Here is a 20,865-nt window from a genome sequence, read left to right on the forward strand (position 1 = left end):
GCTCCTGATCTAGTCGAGCAGTTCGTCACCCCGGTCGGGGCGCCCTAGCAGATGGGCGGGCAGGACCCGGCCGAACAGCTGCCTGGTCCGTTCCGCGCTGCCGATGACCCCCGGGCGCTCACTGTAGGCGAAGATCGCGGAGTGGCGCGCGATCCCGCCACCCACCTTAGTGACCCGGTGCAAGGCGAAGCGTCCTTGGAACAACTGCAGGTCCCCCGGACGGAGGCGGAGACGGTGCACCGGATGGGTGCCGTCCTCCCGGAGCACCGCCCGCACGGCCGGGAAATTCTCGTCCGCCGCGGACCGGATGTTCGGGCAGTATTCAAAGATTCCACCTTCGCCGGCAGCCTGGGTGAGCAGGCTGACGGTGTAGGAGTTCGTATCGAAGTGCCACGGATGCGCGCGACCGGGCGCGATGACGTTGAGCGTCAGCCCGGCGAGCGGATCGGCGAGTTCGTGCAGCACGGGCAGGCCGAAACAGCCGGCGACGAACCGCTGGAACAGCGGGCTGGTGTAGAGCTTGCTGATGATCGACGACGCCGGGATGCGGTCCCGCGCGACGAAAGCGTTGCCGCGCTCCATGATCGTGCGGCCCGGATGGTCCTCGGGCAGCGGCTCGCCGATCGCGGTGTTGTAGGCGTTTACCTTTTCGATTTTGGCGTACGTGTACGCCTCCAGCTGCGCGCATTCCGCCCGCAGCGCCTCGTGCAGCTCGGGCCGGATGAAGTCGGCGAGCACGTGGCAGCCGAAAGCGGCCAGCTCCGCCCGCGCGTTCGCGACGACCTCCTGCCAGGCCGGGCTGCCCGGTTCGGTGAGTGGGTAACGGTCGGTGCCGACCATGTCCAGTGCGGCCGCGGAGGTGCTCACTTGACGTCCTCTCGGCAGGTGAAGCTGCGATGCTTGCCCTGGTCGTGAAGGAAAGTGGTAGCACAGATCCCGCCCGGCCAACGGTCGGTTTGTGAGCGGTCACACAAGGTCATCGGGGGCGGGCGGGGAGGCGGCCGGGTGCGACGGCGGGAGGTTCCTGCCCGGCGTGGTGGATCACCCGGCCGGGTCCTTGCCCGGTGTTACCGGCTGGGAGCAGGCCCGCGGCCTGGACTGATCGGGTAACCGTGCCGGGGAACGTGTCGCACGGAAGGTCATCACTCGGTGTGATCGGCTTCCCGGGCCGAGCCGGCGGCCTAGACTGGCCGGATCCCGAAGCTCACACCAGCGATCGAGGTGAAGAGATGAATCTGCCCGACCCGAGCGCCGACAATCGCGCGGTGGTCACCGGCGCCTCCTCCGGGATAGGCACCGCGCTGGCCGGGGCATTGGCTCGCCGCGGATATCACCTGGTGCTGATCGCCCGTCGCGCGGACCGGCTCCGGGAGCTGGCGGATCGGCTGGCGCGGGAGCACGGGATCGAGGCCGAGGTCCGCGCCTGCGATCTCGGCGACCGGGCGGCTCGGGAAGAGCTGGCCCGGGAGCTGTCCGGCCGGGAAATCGCGGTGCTGTGCAACAACGCCGGGTTCGCCACGTATGGCCCGCTGTCCGCGGCCGATCCCGAGCGTGAGCGGGAGGAAGTGGAACTCGACGTGGCCGCGGTGCACGACCTCACCCAGGCCGTGCTGCCCGGCATGCTCGACCGCAAGGCCGGCGGCATCCTGATCACCGGTTCCACCGCGGGCAACCAGCCCGGCCCGCTGAACGCCACTTACGCCGCGTGCAAGGCGTTCGCGAACACGCTGGCCGAGTCACTGCACACCGAGCTGAAGGGCACCGGGGTCGGGTGCACGCTGCTCGCCCCGGGGCCGGTCCGCACCGAGTTCGCGGAAGTCGCCGAGGTGAGCAAGCTGACCGACATGCTGCCGGAAGCCCTGCTGGTGTCCGTCGATCGCGTGGCGGAGCAGGCCATCGACGGCCTCGCCGGCGGCAAGCGACGGGTCGTGCCCGGTCCGCTGGCCAAGGCACAGACCCTGCTCGGCACTTACGGGCCGCGTGGCTTGTCCGGTCCGGTCCTGCGTGGCGTTTACCGACGGGCAGGGTGACCGGCCCCTACCGGCAGCGGTGGCACCCCTACTGGCCCGACCAAGCAAGCCAGGTCCACTGGCGCCCAAAGGCTGTGAAGGCCACCTTCACGGACTCTGCGTCCGTGAAGGGACCCTTCACAGCTTTTCGCCCCGTCGCACCACCGCACCGCCTGCGGCTCCTGCCGGGAGGTTGAGCGACGGCCGGGATGCGGCAGCCGCCGTCCCGGTCAAGTCTTGACCGGCGAAACTCCGGCCATCGCCTCCCGGCCAGACCGCCTCAGCCGCCAACCTCCGTCGTCAGGTACTTGCCGAGCACCGGGGCAATCGCCGTGAGCGCCGCCGGTTCGGTCATCGCGTTGTGTTCGCAGTCGACGGGGACCTCCTCGATGTGACCCGCGACCAGCGGCTGCCACGGGGCGGCGAAGCCGGACGGGTGACTGCGTGAAGCGGTGAAGAACAGCAGGTCCGTCTCCACCGGATGGGTGAACGGGGTGCGCAGCAAGGTCGTCTGCCCGCGCTGGATCTCGGGCAGCGCGGCGAGACTGCGTTCCCCGAGGCCGGCGAGCGGGTGATCGATCTCGCGGAGGAAAGCGTGCAGCACGGCGAAATCGAGTTCCTGTGCCGGGTCCAGTTCGAGCCCCAGTTCACGAAGTGCGTCGTAGAGCCCGCCGGCGTCCGGTTGGTCATAGCCGGGGCCGGGCACCGTCGTGTCGAGCATCGCGAGCAGCCCGATCTTCTCGCCTTGAGCGACGAGTCGTTCGGCGACGGCGTGGGCCACCGCGCCGCCGGACGACCAGCCGAGCAGGTGGTACGGCCCGTGCGGCTGGATCGAACGGATCCGGGCCAGGTAGTCCTCGGCCATTTCGGGCACCGATCCGGCGAAAGTTCCGCTGCCGTCGAGACCGGCGGCTTGTAGTGCGTAAATCGGCTGTTCCCGATCAAGGTGGTGCAGCAGACCCGCGTAGACCCAGCCGAGTCCGGTCGCGGGGTGCACGCAGAACAACGGCGGTCTGCTGCCGGTCCGCAGCGGCAGCAGGACTTCCAGCGACGTGCCGGTGGTGTTCGTGCCGAGGCGTTCGGCCAGACCGGCGACGGTCGGCGTTTCGAACAGCGCGCGTACGGCCAGTTCGACGCCGAGTGCGGCGCGCACCTTCGCGACGAGCTGGGTCGCCAGCAGGGAATGCCCGCCCAGCTCGAAAAAGTTGTCGTCGATGTGCACCGGCGACACGCCGACGACTTCGGCGAAGAGGGCGCACAGCGTCCGTTCGCGGTCGTTGCGGGGTTCCCGGCCGTCGCCGGTCTTTGCGGCTTGAGGGGCCGGTAGCTGCCGCCGGTCGAGTTTGCCGCTGGCGTTCAGCGGGAGCCGGTCGAGGGGCACGATCGCGGCCGGGACCTGGTGTCCGGGCAGCTCGTGGCGGGCGAACGCGGCCAGCTCGCCGGGCCGGATCTCCTGGTCTCCGGCGGGCACGAGGTAGGCGACGAGGCTGGTGTCGTCCCGGGCGTCCCGGCGGGCGAGCACGGCGACCTGGGCGACCGACTCGTGCCGGGCTAGGACGGCTTCGGTTTCGCCGGGTTCGACGCGGTGGCCCCGGATCTTGACCTGGTCGTCGACCCGGCCGACGAATTCGAGCAGCCCGTCGGCACGCCAGCGGACCAGGTCGCCGGTCCGGTACATCCGTTGTCCCGGCTCGTCGAACGGGCAGGCGACGAAGCGCTCCGCGGTCAGGGCGAACCGTCCGAAGTAGCCGCGGGCCAGCCCGGCCCCGGCCAGGTACAGCTCGCCGGGCACGCCCGGTGGCACTGGGTTCAGGTGATCATCGAGTACGTAGGTCCGGTAGTTCGTGATGGCCCGGCCGATCGGGGCGACCCCGGCGGCGTTTCCGTCGTCGAACCACGCTGTGGCGTAGACGCAGGCTTCGGTGGGGCCGTAGAGGTTCGCGATCCGGACGCCCGGTGCGGCGGCGCGCAGGTCGTGCATCAGCCGCGGGGTGACCGCTTCGCCGACCAGGATTACTGTGCCCAGCTTCAGTTTTCCGCCCGGAACGAGTGCTGCGGAGATCGCTGACGGGGCGGTGCAGACGAGGCTGGCCTCGGGCCGTTCGCCGTCGGCGAGGGCGAGCACGTCGCGCACCATCTCGATGCATCCACCGTTCAACAGCGGCAGGAGAGTGTCCGACACCGAGACGTCGAAGGTTGCCGACGTCGTCGCGAGAGTGGCGCCGAATACGTTGTCGGGCAAGGTTTCCGACGCCCAGCTGGAGAGGTTCGCCACCGAACGGTGCGTGACCACGACGCCCTTCGGCCGCCCGGTCGACCCCGAGGTGTAGATGACGTAGGCCGCGTCCTCCGGGTGCAGAGCTGCTGTCAAGTCGGCGGGGTCGAGCGCGTTGAGGGTCGCCACCGTCGACGGGTCGTCGAGCACGATCCGGCGCACCTCGGCAGGCAGGCTGGCCGCGCTCGCGGTGTCGGTGAGCACGACGACCGGCTGCGAATCTTCGACGAGGTAACGGATTCGCTCGGCCGGGTGGGACGGGTCGAGTGGCACGTAGGCCGCGCCCGCGATCAGGACCGCCCACATGGCGGTAGGCAGTCGTTCGTCGCGGGGGAGGGCCAGCGCGACTCGGGCGCCTGGGCCGCCGCCTTCCGCCACGATCAGCCGGGCGAGCCGGTTGGCCGTGCTGCGCAGCTCCGCGTAGGTCAGTGTGCGGCCTGCTGCGCGGATCGCGGTCGCGTCGGGTTGACGAGCTGCTGCGGCCGTGAAGAGGGCCGGCAGGGTTTCCGCGGGGACTTCGGCGGCGGAGCCGTTCCACGCGTGCAGCAGCCGGGTGCGTTCGTCCGGCGCGAGCAGCTCTATCTGGCTGATTCGCTGGTCCGGATCGGCGGTCACCGCGTCCAGCATGCGCAGCAGACGGCTGACGATCGCCTCCGCGGTCTCCCGGTCGAACAGGTCGGCGGAGTATCCGAGCGCGCCCCGCGCTCCGCCTTCCCGGCCGTCCTCGTGGTAGCGGGCCTCCAAGTGGACGGACAGGTCGAACATCGCGGCCTCGACGCCGACCGGGGTGCCCTCGGCGGTGAGGCCGGGCAGGCGCAGCTCGGTGTCCCGGGTGTTCTGGAAGGCGAACATCACCTGGAACAGCGGGTGCCGGGCGGTCGAGCGGTCCGGGTTGAGCGTTTCCACCAGGTGCTCGAACGGCAGATCCTGATGCGCGTAGGCGTTCAGGTTCGCCTCGCGCACCCGGTCGAGCACCTCACGCAGGGTCGGATCGCCGCTGGTGTCGGTGCGCAGCACCAGCGTGTTGACGAAGAAACCGACCAGCTCGTCGAGGGCCTCGTCGGTGCGCCCGGCGATCGGCGAGCCGATCGGGACGTCGGAGCCGGCGCCGAGCCGGGTCAGCAGGGCCGCGAGCGCGGTCTGGACGACCATGAACGCGGTCGCGTGGCAGTCCACGGCCAGCCGGTTGATCCGGGCGTGGAGTTCCGGGCCGTAGCCGAAGGGGACGCTGCTGCCGGCGTGGCTGGGCGTCTTCGGCCGTGGCCGGTCCGTCGGCAGCGCGAGTTCGTCCGGGATCCCGGCGAGTGCGCGCCGCCAGTACGCGATCTGCTCGTTCACGAGGCTGTCCGGATCGGCCTCGTCGCCGAGCAGTTCTCGTTGCCACAGCGTGTAATCCGCGTACTGCACGGGTAGCTCGGCCCATTGCGGTGCCTGTCCTGCGCAACGCTGCGTGTAGGCGGTGCTGAGGTCGCGGGCGAGCGGGACCAGCGACCAGCCGTCCCCCGCGACGTGGTGCAGGACCAGCACCAGGACGTGCTGTTCCGGGGAAACGGTGAGCAGCCGGATGCGCAGGGGCAGGTCCGTTGTGAGGTCGAAGCCCTCCGCGACGGTCTCCGCGATGGCGTCGCCGAGCCCGTCACCGTCTACTTCGGACACGAACAGTTCGGCTCGCGCGGCTTCGGGCGCGAGGATCAGCTGGTGCGGAACGCCGTCGACATCGGGGAAAACGGTCCGTAGCGTTTCGTGCCGCGCGAGGACGTCGCTGATCGCGGCGGTCAGTGCGGCTCGATCCACCAGGCCGGTGAGGCGCACCGCCATCGGGATGTTGTAGGTGGCGCTCGGGCCTTCCAGCCGGTTGAGGAACCACTGCCGGCGCTGGGCGGGTGAAAGCGGGATGCGGTCCGGGCGCTGCGCCCGCACGAGGGGGCGGCGCCGCGTGTCGCCTGCCCGGTCGATCAGCCGTGCGAGGCCCGCGACGGTCGGTGTGCCGAACAGATCGCGGATCGCCAGGTCGACGCCGAACGTCGCGCGGACCCGGGAGATCAGCCGGGTGGCCATCAGCGAGTGTCCGCCGAGGTCGAAGAACCCGTCATCGATGCCTACCCCGGGCAGGCCGAGGATTTCGGCGTAGATCCGGCACAGCGCGTCTTCGCGCGAATCGCGTGGACCACGGCCGACCGGAAGTCCGGAGGCTTCGGGAGCCGGGAGCGCCCGCCGGTCCAGCTTTCCGTTCGGAGTCACCGGCAGTGCATCGAGGGCCACGAAACCGGCGGGGACAAGGTGTCCTGGCAACCGCTCGGCGAGGAATTCCCGAAGGACGGGCGCATCGTCGCCGGGGACCACGTACGCGAACAGCCGGGTGTCGCCCGACTCGTCGGTGCGGGGCACCACGGCGACCTGCTCGACTGCCTTGTGCTGCAACAAAACCGCCTCGATCTCGGCGGGTTCGACGCGGAAGCCGCGGACCTTGACCTGGTCGTCGGCGCGGCCGGCGAATTCGAGCGACCCGTCGGCACGGCGGAGCGCGAGGTCGCCGGTGCGGTACATGCGACGACCGGGTGCGCCGAAGGGGCACGCCACGAAGCGTTCCGCCGTGAGCGCAGCGCGGCCGAGATAGCCGCGCGCCAGCTGCTTTCCGGCGATGTACAGCTCGCCGATCACGCCGGGAGGGACTGGTTGCAGTGCCGCATCCAGCACGTACAGGGCGGTGTTCCAGACCGGCCGGCCGATCGGCACCGAGGTGGCGCCGGGTTCGGGACGGCATTCCCAGCTGCTCACGTCGACCGCCGCTTCGGTCGGTCCGTAGAGGTTGTGCAGTGGTACGCCGATCATCTCGTCCGTTTTGCGGGCCAGATCGGCGGACAGGGCTTCGCCGCTGCTGATCAGGCGGCGTAGCGAGGGTAGCCCGGCAGTGGGCTCCGCGACGAACGCGGCGAGCATCGATGGTACAAAGTGGACGGTGGTGACCTGTTGCTCGCGGATCAGGCCCGCCAGGTAGGCCGGGTCCCGGTGCCCGTCGGGCTTGGCGACGACCAGCGCGGCGCCGGTGATCAGCGGCCAGAAGAACTCCCACACCGAGACGTCGAATCCGGCCGGGGTCTTCTGCAGCACGCGGTCGGTTTCGTTGAGGCTGTAGCGATCCTGCATCCACAACAGCCGGTTGACGATCCCTTCGTGGGACACCGCGACGCCCTTGGGGTGGCCGGTCGACCCCGACGTGTGGATCACATAGGCGGGATGCTCCGGCAGGCAGCGCGGCAGGGCGGTGTCGATCGGTTCCGCATCGAAGAGGTAGTGCCCTTCGGTCAGGATCAGGACCGGCTCTGCGTCGTTGAGTAGATAGTGGACCCGTTCGGCCGGGTAGCCCGGGTCGATCGGCACGTACGCGGCGCCGGCCTTCAGCACGGCCACCAGCGCGACCACGAGCTGTTCGGACCTCGGCAGCATGACTGCGACGCGGGTTTCCGGGCGTGCGCCGTGTTCGACCAGGTGCCGGGCGAGCCGATCGGCGCGCTGATCGAGTTCGCGGTAGGTCAGCTCGGCGCCTTCGAACACCACGGCGGTTCGCTTCGGCGTGCGCTGCGCCTGTTCGGCCAGCAGCTCGGGCAGCGTCGTGTGGGGGACGTCGTGGGCCGTGTCGTTCCAGGCGTGCACGGCCTGGTCCCGTTCAGCCGGGTCGAGCAGCTCGGCCGCGCCGATCCGCTGTGCGGGATCGGCCGTCATCGCGTCGAGAATGCGCGCGAGACGCGCGGCCAGCTCGTCGACGGCCGGTGCGTCGAACAGGTCGGCCGAGTACTCGATCATGCCGGCCAGCCCGGCCGGGGTCCCGTCCTCGTCGAAGGACTCCCGGAGGTGAATGGCGAGGTCGAACTTGTTCTGCACGATCCGGGTCAGCGGTTCGGCGCTGGTGGACAGGCCCGCGAAAACCGGGTCGGGCGCGGCGCCGTGCAGGGACAGCAGCACTTGGAACAGCGGGAGCCGCCCGGCGGAGCGGTCCGGCTTGAGGATCTCGACGAGTCGTTCGAACGGCACGTCCTGGTGCGCGTAGGCGTCGAGATTGGTTTCGCTGATCCGGCGGAGCAGCTCGTGCCAGGTCGGGTTGCCGCTGGTATCGGTGCGCAGCACGAGGGTGTTGAGGAAGACGCCGATCAGCTCGTCGAGCGACTGGTCGGTGCGCCCGGCCACCGGGGTGCCGACAGGGATGTCGTCGCCGGCGCCGAGCCGGGTGAGCAGCGCGGTGAGCCCCGCCTGGCCGACCATGTACAGGCTGGTGCCGGTGTCATTGGCGAGCGCGGCCAGCCGCCGATGCAGCTGCGCGTCGAGATGGAACGTCGTGGTCGCCCCGTGGTAGGCGGCGGTGCGCGGGCGGGCGCCGGGCAGCCGCAGATCCTCCGGCAGGCCCGCCAGCGTCCGGCGCCAGTAGCCGATCTGGGCGCCGGCCAGGCTGTCCGGATCGTCCTCGCGGCCGAGGAGTTCGCGTTGCCACAGCGCATAGTCCGCGTACTGGACGGGCAAATCCGTCCACTGTGGATTCTTTCCGGAGTGACGCGCGGTGTAGGCGGCGGCGAGGTCGCGGGCCAGCGGTCCCATCGACCAGCCGTCCCCGGCGATGTGGTGCAGCACGAGCGTGAGCACGTGTTCTTCAGGGGACAGGGCGAACAGGCATGCCCGGAGCGGCAGTTCGGTGGCGAGATCGAACCCGTTGCCGCAGAAGGATTCGAGCCGTCCGGCGAGTTCCGCGGGGCCGACTTCTTCGGTGCGGAGTCCGACCCGGGCCTGCTCCGGCGGGACGACGTCCTGATACGGCGTGCCGTCGACGTCCGGGTAACGGGTGCGCAGCGGCTCGTGCCGGTCGCTGAGGTCCTGGACGGCTGCGGCCAGCGCGTCGCGGTCGAGCGGGCCACGCAACCGCATCGCGATCGGCATGTTGTACGTGGAGGTGTTCTCTTCGAGCCGGTTGAGGAACCACAGCCGTTGCTGGGCGAAGGACAACGGCAGTCGTTCGGGTCTCTCGGCGCGGACGACCGGCCGCCGCAGCGTGGTCGCGGCCCGGTCGATCACCTGCGAAAGCCCGGCGACCGTCGGCGCCGTGAACAGGTCCCGGATCGACACATCGACACCGAGAGTGGCCCGCACTCGTGCGATCAGCCGGGTGGCCAGCAGGGAATGCCCGCCGAGGTCGAAGAATCCGTCGTCGATCCCGACCCGGGGCAGGCCGAGCACCTCGGCGATGAGGCGGCACAGCGCTTCTTCCCTGGCGTTGCGTGGTCCCCGCCCGGTCGCCGAGACGGCTGCGCCCGGCGCCGGAAGCGCCCGCCGGTCGACTTTGCCGTTGGGGGTCAGCGGGATGCTGTCGAGCACGACGAAGGCCGACGGCACAAGGTGTTCCGGCAGCGTCCGGCGGACGTGCTCGCGCACCGACTCGACCAGCCTTGCCGACGCCGGTGCGGCGACCGGATCGTTGGTGAAGGACGGCGAACCGGCGGCAGGCGGGCCGGGCCGGTAGGCGGTGCCCGGCGCGGTCCCGGGTGCGGTGAACACGACGTCCAGCTCATCCGGCCGCCCGGCGCCCGACCAGGTGACCACGGCGCCGTGCCCGGTTTCGCCGCCCAGCGCGGCGAAAGCCTCGGGTCCGGGGGCGTCCGCCTCGGCCAGCGCGGCGAATGCGGCCGCCGTGTCTCCGTCCTGAATGGCTTGTGCAGCCGCGAGTTCTCCGGTCACTCGGATGTTCGGCACATGTGTCACACGCAGGTGTTCCGGGTAGCTGGCCAGGGCGTCCCGCAATGCGGCCAGGCTGGTCACGTCGATGCCCCAGGCGAGTTCTGCCCCGGGGCCTGTCGGCTCCGGCAGGGCTGTGGTGCGTAGCACGACGTCGTAGCGGTGCCGGGTGAGTTCGTTGCGGTCGTCGCCGTCCTTGACCCGGATGTCGGCTGCTGCGCCGAGCGTCGTGAAGAAGTCGGGGTCGACGAGCAGCTCCTTCTCCCGCTGGACGGCCAGGTCGATCGCTTCACGCAGTGGCTCGGCCGCGCCGTCGGTCCGGCCGTTCAGCTCGACGGCCGTGCGCAGGGCGCGGTGCAGCCGGAGGTTGCGGACGTCGCCGACGAACACTGCGCCGCCGGGTGCGAGCAGGCCGAGCGCCTGGTCGAGCACGTCGGTGAGGTACTCGGCGCTGGGGAAGTACTGCGCGACGGAGTTCACCACGATGGTGTCGAAGAATCCGGTGGGCAGGCCGTCGAATACGTGCGCCGGTTGCGCGCGCAGCTCGACTCGCCCGGCGAGATCGGGCCGGGCGAGGACTTGGCCGCGGACGCGATCGATCACGACCGTGGAGATATCGGTGCCCCAGTAGCTTTCGCACTGCGGAGCCAGGGGTTCGAGGAGCAGGCCGCTGCCGACCCCCAGCTCCAGCACTCTGCGTGGGGCGAGTTCCCGGATCCGGGCCACGGTGGCGTCCCGCCAGCGCCGCATCTCGGCGACCGGGATCTCCTCGCCGGTGTAGCTGCTGTTCCACCCGGAGAAGTCCGAGCCGAGCCCGGCGGAGAGGCCCGCGTGATGGGCGTCGTAGGTGGCCTGCCAGTCGCCGAGCTGCTGGTGCTCACCGGCTTCGTCCCGCCCGGCTTCGCCGTGGTCGGCCACCAGGTACGCGGTCAAGTGCCGGTCGCCCGGCCGGTCCTCCCGGGCGGTGACGACGGTTTGCCGGACGCCCGGGTGCGCGGCCAGCACGGCCTCGATCTCGCCCGGTTCGATCCGGAATCCGCGGATCTTCACCTGGTCGTCGGCCCGCCCGCCGAAGTCCAGCTGCCCGTCCGCGCGCCAGCGGGCGAGGTCTCCCGTGCGGTACATCCGCTCGCCCGGTCTGCCGAACGGGCAGGCCACGAACCGTTCCGCTGTCAACGCGGGCCGGCGCAGGTAGCTGCGGGCCAGCCCGGCGCCCGCAAGGTACAGCTCACCCGTGACACCGACCGGGACCGGTTGCAGCGTCTCGTCGAGCACGTACACGCGGGTGTTGTCCAGCGGCCGACCGATCGGCGGCGTACCCGTTCCGGACAGCGCTTCGGTCACCGTCGCGCACACGGTCGACTCAGTCGGGCCGTACGCATTGAAGAGCTGGCGTTCCGGTGCCCACTTGGCCACGAGGGAACCCGTACTTGCTTCGCTCGCGACGACCACCGTCACCCCGGTGGGCAGGCCGCCTGGTGGCAGCGCGGCCAGGACCGAAGGCGGCAGCGTCACATGGGTGACGCCGGTGTCGCGGATGAAGGCGGCCAGCTCTGGGCCTGGCACCACCTGCTCGGCTGAGGGGACGATTAGCGTGCCCCCGGACAGCAAAGCCATGGCGCAGTCCCAGAATGCTGCGTCGAAACTGGGGGAGGCGAACTGAAGTACGCGAGCGCCGGGACCGGTGCCAACGCGTACACGCTGACTGTGCGCCAGGCTCGCCACTCCGGCGTTCGTCACCACGACGCCCTTCGGTTTGCCCGTGGAACCGGACGTGTAGATCACGTACGCGGGCGAAGCGAGCGGCCGCACTACTGGCTGGTCTTCAGGGGAGTAGTCGGCGAGTTCGACGGCCATGTCGTCCAGCACGACGCGCGGGGCGTCGCCCAGCGGAAGGAGGGACGCTGTCTCCTGGTCGGTCACTACGAGCACAGGCTGGGCGTCGGTGAGCATGAAGCCGATGCGTTCGGCCGGGTAGCCGGGGTCGATCGGCAGGTAGGCGGCGCCGGTCTTGAGTACCGCGAGCATCGCGGTCACCAGCTCAGGCGACCGGGGAAGCGCCAGCGCGACCAGCGTTTCGGGCCCGGCGCCGCGGCGGGCGAGCAGCTGCGCCAGGCGATTGGCCGCCGCGTTGAGTTCGCCGTACGTGAGCGTGCCGCGATCGAAGGTCAGCGCGGGGGCGTCCGGCGCGGTGGAGACGGTGGCCTCGAAGAGGTCCGCGAACCCGGCCTCGCCGACCTCGCACGCGGTGGCGTTCCAGCCGGTCAGGACCTGGGTTCGTTCGCCCGGCGCCAGCACGTCCAGCGCGCCGATACGCGCGCCGGGATCGGCGACCATGGCCTCGAACACGCGGATCAGGCGTGCGCCGAGTTCCGTTGCGCTCGAAGGGTCGAACAGGTCGGCCGCGTACTCGATGGTCCCCCTCAGCCCGGCGGGACGGCCGTCCGGGCCGGTCAGCTCGCCCATGCTGAAAGCGAGGTCGAACTTGGCGGTGGGCGTGTAGAGCTGCTCGCCTTCGACGACCAGCCCCGGCAGCTGCAGCCGCGGCAACGTGTTGTTCTGGAACGCGAGCATCACCTGGAACAGCGGGTGCCGGGCCAGCGTCCGGTCCGGGCGCAGGATGTCGACCAGCCGCTCGAACGGCAGATCCTGGTGTGCATAGGCGGCAAGGGCCGTTTCACGGGAGCGGGCGACGAGTTCCCGCAACGATGGGTCGCCGCCGGTGTCGACGCGCAGCACCAGCGTGTTGACGAAGAAGCCGACCAGATCGTGCAGAGCCTCCTCGGTGCGGCCCGCGATCGGCGTGCCGAGCGGGATGTCGGCTCCGGCGCCCAGCCTGCTCAGGAGCGCGGCGAGACCGGCTTGGACGACCATGAACAGGCTCGCGTCCGATTCCGCGGCGAGCCGGGCCAGCCGGCTGTGCAGCTGGGCGTCCACCCGGAACGGGACGTTGCCGCCTTCGTGGCTCGGCGCGGGCGGCCGGGGCCGGTCCGCGGGCAGCCGCAGTTCGTCGGGCAGGTCGGCCAGCGCCTTGCGCCAGTACTCGATCTGCTCGCTGATCAGGCTGTCCGGGTCGGCTTCCGCGCCGAGGAGTTCCTGTTGCCAGAGCGTGTAATCGGCGTACTGGATGGGCAGCTCCGCCCAGTCCGGCGCGTGTCCTTCGCGGCGGGCCTGATACGCCTCGGTCAGGTCGCGGGCCAGCGGCGCCATCGACCAGCCGTCGCCCGCGATGTGGTGGATCACCATGGCCAGCACGTGTTCGGTGGCCGACAGCGCGAACAGCTCGGCCCGGATCGGGATCTCGGCGGCCAGGTCGAACGGGCGCGCGGCGAGCCCGGCGATCGCCGCGGTGCAGTCCGCTTCGGCGACCTCGGTGACCGGCACCGTCAGCCGTGCCTCGGCCGGGCCGAGGATGTGCTGGCAGGGCACGTCGTCCACGTCGGTGAAGACCGTCCGCAGCGGCTCGTGCCGGTCGACGAGGTCCTGCAGCGCCGCGACGAGCGCGTCGCGGTCGAGTTCGCCGGTCAGGCGCAGCACGGCGGGCATGTTGTAGGTGGCGTTCGGGCCTTCCAGCCGGTTGAGGAACCACAGCCGCTGCTGGGCGTGCGAGAGCGGAATCATGCCATCTCCTCAGGCTGCGGCCGTGGCCACCGTGCTGTGCGGCCGATCCGCCGGTTTACGGGTGACCACGGCGGGCGCGGGTGCGCCGGGCGGGCATTCGCAGAATCTTCCGCGCGCCGCCCGGGGACAAGGCGCCGGACAGCACCGGACGGAATGAGACGAACCGTGCGGGTCGTTCCGGCCGCCGGAGGGAATTCGCCCGGAATGGCAGGATCGGTGATGACCGGCCGCCGCGGAAAGTGGTTGAAAAGTGCATTCATCGCACTCCGTGGCACCCCCGTCGCCCTATGCGGTGAGGAATAATTCGCTTGGTTGGGCCAGGTGGCGGAGAGGACTCCGACTTTGTTGCCGACCGCGTGCGCGTATGGCACTGTATGGACGTGGCGACCATGGGGGAAGCCGCTCATCCGGGGGGACGGTGAACTGGGGTGCATCCGAACCGCTCGCGGCGATACGGATTTCTCGCGGCCGGCTGGGCGGTGCTGTTCGCGGGCGCGCATTTCTTCTGGGCCCTCGGCGGAGAACTCGGGCTGGACATCTCGGCGGGCAGCCGGCTGGCCGCCGAGCGGCCGGGCTGGTTCGTGGCCGGGGGCCTCTGGGGGGTCGGCGGGCTCTGCCTGGTCGGCGCGGTGGTGGCCGGCGGGCTGGCCCGGCGCGGCGTCCGCGGCCGCCGGTGGCGGCTGCTGAAGCTGCTCGGCTGGGGGGTCGCGGCGCTGCTGCTCGTGCGGGGGATCGGCATCGAGGTGCTGATCCTGTCCGGGGTGCGGGGCGTCGACGACGCGGTCAGCTCCGGGCAGCGATTCTGGACGCTCGCCCTGTGGAATCCCTGGTTCATCCTCGGGGGTCTGCTGTTCGCGCTGGCCGCGCGGAACTTCGGCAAGGAGCCGGCCGCGAGGCCGGCCGGTGAGGTGCCCGAAGCCGTCCGCTGAGGCCGCCCGCGACGATTTCCCGGTTCCGGCCGGACCGATCAAAGGGGGTTTGATTTGTCCTGGGAAAAACCTGCGACCGCGGCGGAATTCGTGCAGCGATTGCGAGAACTGCGGCTCAGCGTGGGGCAGCCGTCCCTGCGCAGGCTGCAGCAACTCGGCGGCCGTACCACGGTGCCCAGTGGGGACGTGGTCGACGCCTTGCCGAGAAGCACCGTTTCGACCGTTTTGCGGGGCAGTAAACTGCCGCGCGCGGATTTCGTTTCCGTGTTCGTGACCGCCTGCCTGGTGCACGGCAAGCATTCGGCCGAGGAAGTGGCCGAGGTGACCGCGCACTGGCTCGGGCACTGGCGGGCGCTTTACGCGGCCGGGGACGGCGCCGACCTCGTGCCGATCCCCGACGCGCCGAAACCGGCGGTCGCGCCCCGGCAGCTTCCGTTCGACGTTTCGCTGCTGGTGGGCCGGGAGGCCGATTTCGAGGCCGCCGAGGCGATGGCCCGCCTGCCGCGCCGGGAGAACGTGTTCCTGATCTCCGGCCCGGCCGGCGTCGGGAAGTCCGCGTTCGCGATCCGGTGGGCGCACCGGCGGCTCGACGGGTCTCCGGACGGCCAGCTCTACGTCGACCTGCGCTCGGCCCGCGGCCCGCACTCGACGGCGAACGCGGTCGGGGCGCTGCTGAGCGGGCTGGGGGTGGCCGAGGCCGACTGTCCCGCGGATCCGCGGCGGCGGGTGGATCTCTACCGTTCGCTGGTCGCCGACCGGCGGCTGCTGGTCGTGCTCGACAATGCCAGCGACGCCGCGCAGGTCCGGCCGCTGCTGGCCACCGGCCCGCACTGCCGGACCGTGATCACCAGCCGCAACCGGATGTCCGGGCTGGTGGCCCGCGAGGGCGCGCGCCGGATGTTTCTCGGCGCCCTCCGCCCGGAAGCCGCGCGCACCCTGCTGACCACGGTGATCGGCGAGGAGTACCTGTTCGGTGCCCGCGCGGAGCTGGCCGAGCTGGCGGAGTTGTGCGCGTATCTGCCGCTCGTGCTGCGGTTGGCCGCGGTCAAGTTCGCCGACCGGCCCGAACAGGGTTTCCGGAACTTCGTCCGCGACCTGCGCGAGAGCGAGCGCCTGGTTTCGCTGGCGCTCGACGACGACACGGAGACCTCGCCCGCCGCCGCGCTCGAATCCTCGTACTGCGCGGTCGAAACCGGCGCTCAGCGGCATTTCCGCGCGCTCGGGTGCGCGGGGCAGGGGGAGTTCACGCTGGAGCAGGCCGCGGCCGTGGCCGGGATCCCGCTCCCCGAGGCCGCCCGCCTCGCCGGGCTGCTGGCGGCCGAGCACCTGGTGGACCTCCGTGGCGACCGGATCCGCCTGCACCGCGTGCTGCAGGCCTTCGCCAGGGCCAAGGCGGGGATCGCCGACGACGAGCCGACGGCGGCGTGCGGGGCCGGTCACGGGTCTCTCCAGCTGGCCGCCTGGTGACCGGCCGCGCTACCCACTCCTCACCACCGAAGCCGGGCGCGCGACGGCGATCAGCGTGCCCACGGTGAGCAGCACCCGATCGCCCACCCGGCTTTCCCCGGAGAGGAACGCGTTGTCCTCGGCGACGCGATCGAGCCGCACGAAGTGGCGGATCACGTCGCCGGGGAAGGCCGCGCCGGCGAACCGGCAGTCCCGGAGTTTGCCGACCATCGGCACCGCATCGTCGTCATCGCCGTTTGATCGTCCGTCCAGCCAGAGCAGTGCCGCGGACTGGCCGAACGATTCGAGCACGAGTGACCGCGGATAGGCGTAGCGGTCCTCCGGCAGCCCGGCGGCCAGCCCGCCGTAACAGGGTTCGCCGCCGGTCACCGCCTTGGCGGTTTCGATGGCGTGCCCGGGGTCGAGCGCGGTGATCCGGTCGACCAGGACCATCGGGTGGCGGACCGGGAGCAGGGCGAGCAGGTGCGCGTAGCCGCGGTTCATGACCTACCGCCCCGGACCAGCTCGACGGTCATCTTCGCCACGTCCGTGCCGTCGTCGCGGCGACAGCCGAGCGCGGCCCGCAGCGCACCGGGACCGGCGGCGGAAACCCTGATGTGCAAGCACAATTGATCACCTTCGAGCATCGGGCGGAGCACCCGCACCGACACCACCTGCCCCAGTTCCAGCCAATCCCCGAGCGCGTCGGCCGCGCCCAGATGCGTGCCGAGGGCGGGGGCGCGGTGCAACTCGCCGCCCACCGCCTGCCGGATCCCGTCGAGCAGGAAGACGGCGGGGTAGAGCGTGGTCCCCGGGAAGTGCCCGTTCAGGTAGGGATCGCCCGCCCGGACGGTCTTGACCGCTTCGATCACCAGCTCGGACCCCTCCGGGTGGGTCGATATCCGGTCGGCGCCGTCGATCGGTCGGGCGTAGGTCCATTGAGCCGTCACAGAAACCACACTCCGTCGTAGTCGGTCCATCGGGCTGCGAGCATCGCGGTGTCCGAGCAGGTGACGCCGTCGATCAGGGCGCCGTCGTCGAGGCCGAAGGCGGTCAGGTCCGGCCGGTCGACGTGCACCGGGACGCCCTTGGCGACCAGGGCGCACACCGTCTGCCGGGGTGCGGGTAGGTCCACCGAACCGACCCGGAACGCGGGGAGCGGCTCCTCGTCGGCGACCGCGGCAGTGACGGCGTTTCCACGCAGGACCACTTCGACGCCGCCGAGCTGATCGCCCAGCATCAGGACGCCGTATAGCGCGTCGAAGAACTGCGCTTCGACGCTTCCACGGTAACCGCGGTCGACCACCATCAGGTAAGCCATCTACGCGCCTCCGATGTAGACGGTCCGGCGCGCCGCGGCGATCGTGGCCGCCAGCCGGGCATCGGAGCGCAGCCGGACCTCGGGCAGGTGGTCCCGGGCGCCTCGCTCGCTGCTGCACGCTGTGCAGGCTATCCAGCCGAGCTGTCCTTTGTGGTCGGTCAGCAATCGCCGGATCAGGGTGGCCGCGGTCGGTGCCGGGTCTGCCGGGCCGCGCAGGTCGGCTGGTTTGGTCTCGCCCAGCGAGTTCTGCGTCAGCATCGTGTTGTACCCGCACGCCCAGATCCGGATCGAGCCGTCGCGGGCCAGCACGGCTTGCGCGAGACGGATCACGGTGGTCAGGGCGTCGGTGGTGTGCGGCGGCGCGGTGAGCACCACCAGCACGTCCCATGTCCGGCGTTCGATGACGGCTGCCATTTCAGTGCCACACCACTTTCACGCCGGCTGTCAGCAGAGCCTCGGCGACGTCGTCCATGCCGGCCGGTGTCACGCCGTCCGCCAGCGGTGCGGTTCGCAGCGCGCGGTGGGCCAGCGTGAACGCGTCGATCCACACCTGCCCTCCGGCGTCGACGACCTGGGGCAGGACCGGGTGCGCGCCGCGGATGCCGAGCGCGACAGCGTCGGCGACGAGGAACAGCCGCACCCGCTCACCGGCCCGTGCCAGTGCTTCGGCGTCCGCGAGGAAGCGGTTCGCCGTCGCGTCGGCTCGGGTTTCGACGAGCAGGTACGCGCGGTCCGGCGTCATGCCGGGTTCTGCAGCTTCCGGTTCAGCAGCGCCGAAATGTCCGGCATCGTACGCACCTCGGCGATCTCGTGTGACTCGATCCGGACCTGATAGGACCGTTCCAGGGTGACCGCCAGCTCCATCGCGAGCAGGGAGTCGACGCCGAGGTCGCGGACGAAGTCCACCTCCGGCGTGATCGAGTCCACCTCGACCTCCAGCACGTCGGCGACCAGTTCGCGGACCTCGTCCTGGTCGAATGCCGCTTCGACACTCATTGGATTCTCCTTGTGTGATAGGTGTTTCGCGGTTACCCGCAGCCGCCGGCCGGCCCAATGTCGGCCCCGGCGCGGACTGGTTCGGATCGGTCGGCTCCGGCCAGCCAGTCGAGTTCCACGCCGGCCTCCGGCGCTTCGCCCCGGACCTTCGCGACCCAGGCACGCAGCCGGTCGACGCCGAAGTACTTGTCGCGGCCGTGGAGGAAGAACGGGACGCCGAAGAGGCCGTCCTTGTACGAGCGGATCAGGGTGTCGGCGCCCTGGCGCCGGATCTCCGGGTCGTCCGCTGCCCCGGCGACGCGGGCGGCGTCGAGGCCGAGTTCGGTCGCGATCTCCGCGATGGTGGCCCGGTCGGTGATGTCGCGGCTCTCCAGCCAGCGGGCGCGGTAGACCAGCGCCGCGTACTCGCGTCCGCGTCCGGCAGCCTCCGCGACCAGGTACCCGAGGTGGGCGATCTCCCAGTTCGGGTCGCGGTCCACCGGCCAGGTGACGCTGAGCCCGCGCGCCTCGGCGAGCCTGCGGGCGTCCTGGAGGATGTAGAAGTTCTTGGCCCGCGACATGTCGACGATCGGCAGCCGGACGCCGTCGTCGTCCAGGATCGCCTGGGTCCGCTCGTCCGGTTCCCAGAAAGGGATCCACTCGACACGGTCCGCGACGTCCGGGTAGTGGGCCAGCAGATCGTGGTGGGCGAGCCAGGAATAAGGGCTGCGCAACGAGAAGTACCAGCGCGATGGTTTGGCTGCCATGGGCCGTGGGTCTCCTTTCCGTAGGGGCTCAGAGCGAGATGCCGCCGTCGATCTCGACGACGGTCCCGGTGATGTAGGCGGCCCGTTCGGAGACGAGGAACGACACGAGGTCGGCCACCTCACCGGCCTGTCCCATGCGCCGCAGCGCGATTCGCTTGACGGCATCCTCGGCGATCTTGCCGGGCAGCGCGGCGGTCATGTCGGTGTCGATGAACCCGGGCGCGACCGCGTTCGCGCGGATTCCGTACGGACCGGCCTCTTTGGCCAGGGAACGGGTGAACCCGATGATCCCGGCCTTGGCCGCCGCGTAGTTCGTCTGCCGGGCGTGGCCCTTTACCCCGGCCACCGAGGAGAGGTTCACGATCACCCCGGATTTCGCTTTCATCATCTCGAAGATCGCGGCGCGGCAGACGTGGTACATCCCGTCGAGGTTGGTGCCGAGCACGTGGTGCCAGTCCTCGTCCGGCATCAGCACCAGCGCGCCGTCCCTGGTCACACCCGCCGAAGTCACCACGGCGCCGATCGGGCCGAGGGCGTCGTGGGTGGCGCGGACCCAGGCGTGGACTGCTTTGCCGTCGGTCACCTCCACCCGGGAACCGATCGCCCGCCTGCCCAGGTCGGCGATCTCCTTTTCCAGTTCCAGCGCGGCTTTTTCGTTGCTGCGGTAGCAGAACGCCACGTCGTGGCCGTCTTCGGCGAGCCGGCGGGCGATCGCGCGGCCGATGCCGCGTGAGCCGCCGCTGACCAGTGCGGCGGGGACCGGGGTGTCAGGCATGTGTACTCCTTGGTTCTTCCGTCCGGAACGCGAGCACCGCTTGCCGGACGGCCTGCACCGGTTCCGCGCCGACGGAACTTCCGCCTTCGAACAGCAGGGTGTCCCCGAGCGAACGCGTGAGGATCACCCGGTGGGTGACGATCTCGCCCGGCAGCACGGGTTTGCCGATGCCGACCCCGGTGACGCTGCCGAGCAGCAGCAGGGCGTCCGCGCCGCCGGTGCCCGGCGTCCCGACGGCGAGCAAGGCCGCGGCCTGGACCCAGGATTCGAGCAGCAAGGGCACCGGGTATGCGGTGCCCGCGGTGTCGGCCGCGTAGCAGAATTCGTTGCCGGTCACGGCTTTGGTCGCGGTGAGCCGTTCTCCCGCGGCGAGTTCGGTCACCCGGTCGACGAGCAGGATCGGGTAGCGGTGCGGGAGCATTCTCCGGATGTCGGCGGCGTCGAGCACGGTGTCAGCGCTCACTGTCTCGTGCTGTTCGGGCCGCCGTCCGGGGCCGTAGCGGAGCCGGATTGTGGCGACTTCGCCGTCGCCGGTGGAGAGCCGTGCCGAACAGCGCCAGCCTTCGTCGCGGGGTTGCCAGGTCAGCTCCGTGGTGACGATGGCGCCGGGGACCACGATTCCGGTGAACCGGGCCGACTCGATTTCCGTTGGCCTGGAATCGGTTACGGCTGTGGGCCGGGCGAGGCGAGCGCTGCGCAGGGCGCAGTCCAGCAGGCATACGCCGGGGAAGATCGGCCGTCCGGGGTAGTGCCCGGCGAACACCGGCTCCGTCGCTTCGACGGCGAGCCGGGTGATGGCCCGAAATCGTTGCGGGCGGCCAGGATCCGGCTCGATCGGTGCCACGAGGGTGATCGGCGCGAGGACGGTGATCCCTTCGCCGGTGGCCGTTGCCACGCTCCCGGCGCTCATCGCGCCCCGAGCCCGCCGTCGGTTCCGCTGCCCCCGGCTGGGGAGGCTGTGAAGGGAACCTTCACGGACTCTGGGGCTGTGAAGGTTCCCTTCACAGCCGTTGTCTCGCGGTGGGGTGG

13 protein-coding genes and 1 pseudogene are annotated in these 20,865 nt (G+C 70.8%); 3 read left to right on the top strand and 11 right to left on the bottom strand.

Annotation, left to right across the window (positions count from 1 at the left end; translation table 11 throughout):
- Window positions 1-9: 9 nt before the first annotated feature.
- Window positions 10-840: a HalD/BesD family halogenase gene (locus D5S19_RS30950; protein WP_199730815.1), complete on the bottom strand. Its 831-nt coding sequence runs from the start codon at window positions 838-840 to the stop codon at window positions 10-12.
- A gap of 389 nt (window positions 841-1,229) precedes the next feature.
- Between D5S19_RS30950 and D5S19_RS30955 the strand changes: the two genes are divergently transcribed.
- Entirely contained in the window at window positions 1,230-2,030 is an 801-nt protein-coding gene (locus D5S19_RS30955) for an SDR family NAD(P)-dependent oxidoreductase (RefSeq protein ID WP_120026884.1), read from the top strand.
- A 259-nt stretch (window positions 2,031-2,289) separates the two neighbouring features.
- On the opposite strand, the pseudogene D5S19_RS30960 reads toward D5S19_RS30955, so the two are convergent.
- Window positions 2,290-13,623: pseudogene (locus D5S19_RS30960) on the bottom strand (amino acid adenylation domain-containing protein); the annotation flags it as partial.
- 428 nt (window positions 13,624-14,051) lie between these two features.
- On the opposite strand from D5S19_RS30960, the gene D5S19_RS30965 reads away from it, so the two are divergent.
- Both D5S19_RS30965 and D5S19_RS32225 read left to right on the top strand, forming a co-directional pair.
- Window positions 14,052-14,552 (top strand): DUF3995 domain-containing protein, encoded by a 501-nt coding sequence (locus tag D5S19_RS30965; RefSeq protein WP_120026886.1) that lies wholly within the window; start codon window positions 14,052-14,054, stop codon window positions 14,550-14,552.
- A gap of 54 nt (window positions 14,553-14,606) precedes the next feature.
- The gene (locus D5S19_RS32225; protein WP_158605679.1) at window positions 14,607-16,019 is read left to right on the top strand and encodes an NB-ARC domain-containing protein; all 1,413 of its coding nucleotides are present in this window, start codon (window positions 14,607-14,609) and stop codon (window positions 16,017-16,019) included.
- Window positions 16,020-16,028: 9 nt separating this feature from the next.
- Here D5S19_RS32225 and D5S19_RS30975 read toward each other — a convergent pair whose 3' ends face one another.
- Genes D5S19_RS30975 through D5S19_RS31015 form a run of 9 tightly spaced genes read right to left on the bottom strand, consistent with a single transcriptional unit; the run spans window position 16,029 to window position 20,731 of the window.
- Window positions 16,029-16,502: a 3-hydroxyacyl-ACP dehydratase FabZ family protein gene (locus D5S19_RS30975; protein WP_120026887.1), complete on the bottom strand. Its 474-nt coding sequence runs from the start codon at window positions 16,500-16,502 to the stop codon at window positions 16,029-16,031.
- Window positions 16,499-16,948 carry a hotdog family protein gene (locus tag D5S19_RS30980; protein WP_158605680.1) on the bottom strand — a complete coding sequence of 150 codons (450 nt, stop codon included), beginning with the start codon at window positions 16,946-16,948 and terminating at the stop codon, window positions 16,499-16,501. The genes D5S19_RS30975 and D5S19_RS30980 overlap by 4 nt, the downstream gene beginning before the upstream one ends.
- Window positions 16,945-17,319, bottom strand: coding sequence for a DsrE family protein (locus D5S19_RS30985; RefSeq protein WP_120026889.1), 375 nt, complete (start codon window positions 17,317-17,319; stop codon window positions 16,945-16,947). Before D5S19_RS30985 ends, D5S19_RS30980 begins: the two co-directional genes overlap by 4 nt.
- On the bottom strand, window positions 17,320-17,733 hold the full coding sequence (locus tag D5S19_RS30990) for a hypothetical protein (protein ID WP_120026890.1): 414 nt from the start codon (window positions 17,731-17,733) through the stop codon (window positions 17,320-17,322).
- 1 nt (window position 17,734) lies between these two features.
- Window positions 17,735-18,061 carry a hypothetical protein gene (locus D5S19_RS30995; RefSeq protein ID WP_120026891.1) on the bottom strand — a complete coding sequence of 109 codons (327 nt, stop codon included), beginning with the start codon at window positions 18,059-18,061 and terminating at the stop codon, window positions 17,735-17,737.
- Window positions 18,058-18,315, bottom strand: coding sequence for an acyl carrier protein (locus D5S19_RS31000; RefSeq protein ID WP_120026892.1), 258 nt, complete (start codon window positions 18,313-18,315; stop codon window positions 18,058-18,060). The genes D5S19_RS30995 and D5S19_RS31000 overlap by 4 nt, the downstream gene beginning before the upstream one ends.
- A gap of 32 nt (window positions 18,316-18,347) precedes the next feature.
- On the bottom strand, window positions 18,348-19,061 hold the full coding sequence (locus tag D5S19_RS31005; RefSeq protein ID WP_120026893.1) for a 2-hydroxychromene-2-carboxylate isomerase: 714 nt from the start codon (window positions 19,059-19,061) through the stop codon (window positions 18,348-18,350).
- A gap of 28 nt (window positions 19,062-19,089) precedes the next feature.
- Complete coding sequence (fabG, locus tag D5S19_RS31010) at window positions 19,090-19,836, bottom strand: 3-oxoacyl-ACP reductase FabG (RefSeq protein WP_120026894.1); 747 nt, start codon at window positions 19,834-19,836, stop codon at window positions 19,090-19,092.
- Window positions 19,829-20,731, bottom strand: coding sequence for a 3-hydroxyacyl-ACP dehydratase FabZ family protein (locus tag D5S19_RS31015; RefSeq protein WP_158605681.1), 903 nt, complete (start codon window positions 20,729-20,731; stop codon window positions 19,829-19,831). The genes fabG and D5S19_RS31015 overlap by 8 nt, the downstream gene beginning before the upstream one ends.
- Window positions 20,732-20,865: the final 134 nt, after the last annotated feature.

It is taken from the genome of Amycolatopsis panacis, assembly GCF_003600245.1.
Taxonomy (GTDB): domain Bacteria; phylum Actinomycetota; class Actinomycetes; order Mycobacteriales; family Pseudonocardiaceae; genus Amycolatopsis; species Amycolatopsis sulphurea.

Excerpts from the sequence above, each read along its gene's own strand:
- D5S19_RS31000 (WP_120026892.1), bottom strand. The coding sequence starts at position 18,315 with ATGAGTGTCGAAGCGGCATTCGACCAGGACGAGGTCCGCGAACTGGTC.
- D5S19_RS30955 (WP_120026884.1), top strand. The coding sequence starts at position 1,230 with ATGAATCTGCCCGACCCGAGCGCCGACAATCGCGCGGTGGTCACCGGC.
- D5S19_RS30985 (WP_120026889.1), bottom strand. The coding sequence starts at position 17,319 with ATGGCTTACCTGATGGTGGTCGACCGCGGTTACCGTGGAAGCGTCGAA.
- D5S19_RS30990 (WP_120026890.1), bottom strand. The coding sequence starts at position 17,733 with ATGGCAGCCGTCATCGAACGCCGGACATGGGACGTGCTGGTGGTGCTC.
- fabG (WP_120026894.1), bottom strand. The coding sequence starts at position 19,836 with ATGCCTGACACCCCGGTCCCCGCCGCACTGGTCAGCGGCGGCTCACGC.
- D5S19_RS30950 (WP_199730815.1), bottom strand. The coding sequence starts at position 840 with ATGGTCGGCACCGACCGTTACCCACTCACCGAACCGGGCAGCCCGGCC.
- D5S19_RS30975 (WP_120026887.1), bottom strand. The coding sequence starts at position 16,502 with ATGAACCGCGGCTACGCGCACCTGCTCGCCCTGCTCCCGGTCCGCCAC.
- D5S19_RS30995 (WP_120026891.1), bottom strand. The coding sequence starts at position 18,061 with ATGACGCCGGACCGCGCGTACCTGCTCGTCGAAACCCGAGCCGACGCG.
- D5S19_RS31005 (WP_120026893.1), bottom strand. The coding sequence starts at position 19,061 with ATGGCAGCCAAACCATCGCGCTGGTACTTCTCGTTGCGCAGCCCTTAT.